Source organism: Mycobacterium sp. (assembly GCF_032162105.1).
Classification (GTDB): Bacteria; Actinomycetota; Actinomycetes; order Mycobacteriales; family Mycobacteriaceae; genus Mycobacterium.
The window spans coordinates 1-5,086 of record NZ_JAVRPS010000469.1 but is presented as its reverse complement, the minus strand read 5'-3'; the positions used below and the strand labels follow the sequence as shown (position 1 = coordinate 5,086).

Sequence of the window (5,086 nt, the reverse complement as noted above, 5' to 3'; positions counted from 1 at the left end):
GCGGGCCGTCGAGAAGCACGTCTCGGCCATCTTCACCAAGCTGGACCTGCCGCCGTCGCAGGCCCAGCATCGCCGCGTGCTCGCGGTCGTGACCTACCTGAACTCTTGACCCACGCGTGGCTCCAGGACCCGTCGACGCGCTCTGACACGCAGAAGACCCCCGGGGAAGACTTCAAAGTCCCCGGGGGTCTTCTGTCTGAGACGGTCGACGAAGACCTAGAAGGCCGCCTCGTCCAGTTCCATCACCTCGTTGTCGATGGTGTCGATCACCAGGCGGGTGCTGGTCAGCAGCGGCAGGAAGCTCTTCGCGAAGAACGACGCGGACGCGATCTTGCCTTCGTAGAAGCTGCGATCGTCGCCGCTGGCGCCGTTGTCGAGCGCCGCGGTGGCGACGGCCGACTGCTCCAGCAGGAGCCAGCCGAGAACCAGGTCACCGACGCTCATCAGGAAGCGCACCGAACCCAGGCCCACCTTGTAGATGTTCTTGGCGTCCTCTTGCGAGGACATCAGGTAGCCGGTCAGCGTCGCCGCCATGCCCTGCACGTCGGCCAGCGCGGTCGCTAGCAGCTCCCGCTCGGCCTTCAGCCGGCCGTTGCCTGACTCGTTCTTGATGAACTGCTCGATCTGAGACGCCACGTAGCCAAGGGCAACACCCTTGTCGCGCACGATCTTCCGGAAGAAGAAGTCCTGCGCCTGGATGGCCGTGGTGCCCTCGTAGAGCGAGTCGATCTTCGCGTCGCGGATGTACTGCTCGATCGGGTAGTCCTGCAGGAAGCCCGAGCCACCGAAGGTCTGCAGGCTCTCGGTGAGCTTGGCGTAGGCCTGCTCGGATCCGACGCCCTTGACGATGGGCAGCAGCAGGTCGTTGACCTTGACCGCCAGCTCGGCGTCCACGTCGTGCACGGCCTTGGCCACTTGCGCGTCCTGGAACGTCGCGGTGTACAGGTACAGCGCACGTAGGCCCTCGGCGTAGGACTTTTGGGTCAGCAGGCTGCGCCGGACGTCCGGGTGGTGCGTGATGGTCACCCGCGGCGCAGTCTTGTCGGTCATCTGCGTGAGGTCGGCGCCCTGGACGCGGCTCTTGGCGTACTCGAGCGCGTTGAGGTAGCCGGTCGACAGGGTGGCGATGGCCTTGGTGCCCACCATCATCCGGGCCTGCTCGATGACGTCGAACATCTGCGCGATACCTTCGTGCACCTCGCCGACCAACCAGCCCTTGGCGGGCACGTCGTGCTGACCGAGAGACAGTTCGCAGGTCGCGGAGACCTTGAGGCCCATCTTGTGCTCGACGTTGGTGACGTACACGCCGTTGCGCTCGCCGATCTCGCCGGTCTCGAAGTCGAACAGGAACTTCGGCACGAAGAACAACGAAAGACCCTTGGTGCCTGGGCCGGCGCCCTCGGGGCGGGCCAGCACCAGGTGGAAGATGTTCTCGAACAGGTCGCCCGAGTCACCCGAGGTGATGAAGCGCTTCACACCGTCGATGTGCCAGGAGCCGTCGTCCTGCTTGACGGCCTTCGTCCGGCCTGCGCCGACGTCCGAGCCTGCGTCGGGCTCGGTCAGCACCATGGTGGAGCCCCAGCCCCGCTCGGTGGCCAGCACGGCCCACTTCTTCTGTTCCTCGGTACCGAGGTGGTAAAAGATGTTCGCGAATCCCGCACCACCGGCGTACATCCAGACAGCCGGGTTGGCGCCAAGGATGTGCTCGTTGAGCGCCCACATCAGAGCCTTGGGAGCGGGCACACCACCGAGTGCCTCGTCGAGGCCGACGCGGTCCCAACCGCCGTCGGTGACGGCACGCACGGACTTCTTGAAGCCCTCGGGCAGCGTCACCGAGAAAGTCTTGGGGTCGAAGGTCGGCGGGTTCCGATCGGAGTCGGCGAACGACTCCGCGATCGGACCGTCGGCCAGACGACTCATTTCCGCGAGCATCTCGCGGGCCGTGTCGACGTCAAGGTCGCTGTAGTCGCCCTCGCCGAGCGCCTTGTCGAGACCGAGCACCTCGAACAGGTTGAATACCTGGTCACGGACGTTGCTCTTGTAGTGGCTCACGTTTCCTCCTCGATGAGAATGCCACCTGCGGTTGGGTACTCACGATAAGTTACCCACCAGTAACTGGGGCCAACTATACCGCCCGGTAACTTCAACGCAAAGCAGTGCTGAGCAAATTTCTGCCAGCTAAGCAACCCAGTGGTTGATCGGGCGTTGCCAAACCCTCGAAAATAGCCCTGACCTGCCGTTTCAGCGGAATGTGATATCGGCCACGAGACGCCATGGCACGGCCGATAAAGTGGGCCGAATGAGGCGTGTGGCGGTATGGGGAACGGGCAACATGGGGTCGACGGCGATCCGTTCGGTAACCGCCTTTCCAGGGTTGGAGTTGGCCGGCGTCATCACCTCCTCGCCGGACAAGGAAGGCAGGGACGCGGCGACGTTCGCTGGGTTGAACTCACCGACCGGTGTCACCGCCACCACGGACGTCGACGCCGCACTGTCGAGCAGCGATGCCGTGGCCTACATGGCGTCGGGTGACATCCGCCCCGACGACGCGGTCAACGACATCGAGCGGTGCCTGCGCGCGGGTGTCCACGTCGTGACGCCCTCGCTGTACTCGCTATACGACCCGCGGTCCGCGCCGCAGGAGTGGGTCGACCGCCTGACCGCTGCTGCCGAGGAGGGCGGTGCCACGCTGTTGGTCAGTGGCGTCGACCCGGGTTGGGCCAACGACGCGCTGGCCGTGCTGGCGGCCGGGTTGTGCACACGGATCCGCACCATCTACTGCCAGGAGATTTTCGACTACTCGACCTATGACCAGCCCCACGCCGTGCGGGTGAGCTGCGGGTTCGGCGGCTCGATGGACGAGGTGCCGATGATGCTGCTGCCGTCCATCCCGACCATGGTCTGGGGCGGCAACATCCGGCTGATCGGCCGCGGCCTCGGGTTGGAGATCGACGAGATCACCGAGGTCGTCGAGAGGCTGCCCTTGGAGGAATCGGTCGACAACGTCATGGGCCGCTTCGAAAAGGGCACCCAGGGGGCGTTCTTCCTCAAGGTGATCGGCTGGGCGGGCGGCAAGCAGCGCATCGTCGTCGAGCACATCACCCGCATCGACCCGTCGTGTGCCCCGGACTGGCCGCAACCCGACGAGGGGGTCGGCGATCACCGCGTCATCGTCGACGGCGACCCGCAGCTCACCATCGTCAGCCGGGCCGACGTGCAGGGCGGCACCAGGGCCGACGGCGGCAATACGACGGCCGCCAACCGGCTGCTCGGCGCCATCGAGTGGCTGGCCACCCAGAAGCCGGGCATCTACGACGGCCTCGACGTTCCGCTGCACACGCCGCTACCAGATGAAGTCGAGGCGACGCGCTGGGCCGATTGACATCGCCGTGGACGGCGATCAGTCTCCGGACTGGGCAGCCGCCCCGGACTCCGACTCGGCCGACGGTGCGACGGGTTGCGCTGCCTCCGGCGGCGATTCCGAATCGGACAGCTGACCGACGAGGTAGTCGGCGAGCCCCCCGATGGTCGGATAGTCGAATACCGCGGTCGCGTTGATCGTGAACGCGCCGCCGAACTGACTGTGCAACCGGTTTCGGAGTTCGATCGCCATCAGTGAATCGGTACCCAGATCGAGGAACCGACTGGTTGCGGCTGGCGGTTGCGCGAGCCGCAGGAAGTTCTGCACCTCGCGCTGAAGGAATTCGGTCACGAAACTGGCGCGCTGCGCCACCGGAATCTCCTGCAGCTGCCGAAGCAGCTCACTGTCACCGACCACTTCGCCGACGGCACTCGGCAACACGAGGTCGAGAATCGGCGGACGCGAACTGCCCAGCACCTTCGCGGCACGCTGCCAGTTGGCTTTGATGACGGTTGCCTGCCCGGTTCCGTTGGCGACGACCTCGGCGAGTGCAGCAAGCGCGGCCGAGGGCTCCAGTGGCACCAGGCCCTGCGCACCGATATTGGCGCGCGCGGCCTCCGAAGAGGCCATGCCACCCTGGGCCCACGGACCAAAGTTGACGCCGGTCGCCGGCAGACCTCTCGACCTTCTCTGCGCGACCAGTCCGTCGAGCAGCGCGTTGGCAGTCGCGTAGTTGGACTGACCGGGTGAACCGAACAAGCTGGACACCGAGGAGGACACGATGAAGAAGTCCAGCTCGTCATCCTCCGTCAGACGGCTCAAGTGGCAGGCGCCGAACGCCTTGGCCGCCAACGTCGTTCGGAAGCGTTCCACGGACTGTTGCGACAGCAGTGCATCGTCGAGCACGCCGGCCAGATGTGCCACTCCGGCGAGCGGGGGCAACTCCGCACGGATCCGGTCCAGCAGCTTCTCGACCTCGGACTCGTCGCCGACATCGGCTGCGAAGGTATGGATGCGGCACCGGTAGCGCTCGGTGAGCTCCTCGATCACCCGTAGCGCATCCGCATCGGGCGCACGCCGGCTGGTCAACACGATGTCCCCGGCACCGAGTTGGGCCAGATACGACGCCGTGTGCAGACCGATAGCACCGAGTCCGCCGGTGATCAGATAGCTCCGATCGGCACGCGGCTGCAGCGGGGTCGGGATCTGCACCACGATCTTGCCGATGTGCCGCGCCTGCTGCATGCGGCGGAACGCGGCTCTGGCCTCCGTCACCGGGTAGATCTCGGCGGGCAGCGGCGTCCACTCGTCCTTCGCCAACCCCTCCGACACCTCAGTCAACAGCCGCTTGATGTGCGCGGGGTTCTGCAGGGTGGTCACGTCCAGTGCGACGATCTCGTAGTCGATGTCGGGACGCGCCGCACCCATCTGCTCGTGCGTCCAGATATCGCGCTTGGCGATCTCGGCGAAACGGCCGTTCCGGGCGGTGGCCCGCACGGTCGCTTCGAGGAACCCCTCGTTGGTCAGGCTGTTGAGCACCACGTCGACTCCGACGCCGCCGGTGTCGGTGAGGATCTGGTCGGCGAAATCCGTTGTGCGCGAGTCGTAGACGTACTGCACACCCATCTTGCGCAGAGTCGCGCGTTTGTAGGTGCTGGCCGTCGCGAAGACGATGGCGCCGTGCTGCTGCGCCATCTGGATCGCGGCGAGCCCGACGCCGCCGCT

Annotated in this window: 3 protein-coding genes and 1 pseudogene; 2 read left to right on the top strand and 2 right to left on the bottom strand. The window is 65.9% G+C overall.

Annotation, left to right across the window (positions count from 1 at the left end):
* Nucleotides 1-109: pseudogene (locus QOC69_RS24275) on the top strand (DNA-binding response regulator); the annotation flags it as partial.
* A 107-nt stretch (nucleotides 110-216) separates the two neighbouring features.
* Here QOC69_RS24275 and QOC69_RS24270 read toward each other — a convergent pair.
* Entirely contained in the window at nucleotides 217-2,052 is a 1,836-nt protein-coding gene (locus QOC69_RS24270; protein ID WP_526444410.1) for an acyl-CoA dehydrogenase family protein, read from the bottom strand.
* 247 nt (nucleotides 2,053-2,299) lie between these two features.
* On the opposite strand from QOC69_RS24270, the gene QOC69_RS24265 reads away from it, so the two are divergent.
* Nucleotides 2,300-3,382 carry an NAD(P)H-dependent amine dehydrogenase family protein gene (locus tag QOC69_RS24265; RefSeq protein ID WP_526444408.1) on the top strand — a complete coding sequence of 361 codons (1,083 nt, stop codon included), beginning with the start codon at nucleotides 2,300-2,302 and terminating at the stop codon, nucleotides 3,380-3,382.
* 18 nt (nucleotides 3,383-3,400) lie between these two features.
* Here the strand turns inward: QOC69_RS24265 and QOC69_RS24260 are convergent.
* Nucleotides 3,401-5,086, bottom strand: a 1,686-nt coding sequence (locus QOC69_RS24260; protein WP_526444406.1) for an SDR family NAD(P)-dependent oxidoreductase, incomplete at its 5' end; no start/stop codon positions are given.

Coding starts and splice junctions, on each gene's coding strand:
- QOC69_RS24265 (WP_526444408.1), top strand. CDS start 2,300: ATGAGGCGTGTGGCGGTATGGGGAACGGGCAACATGGGGTCGACGGCG.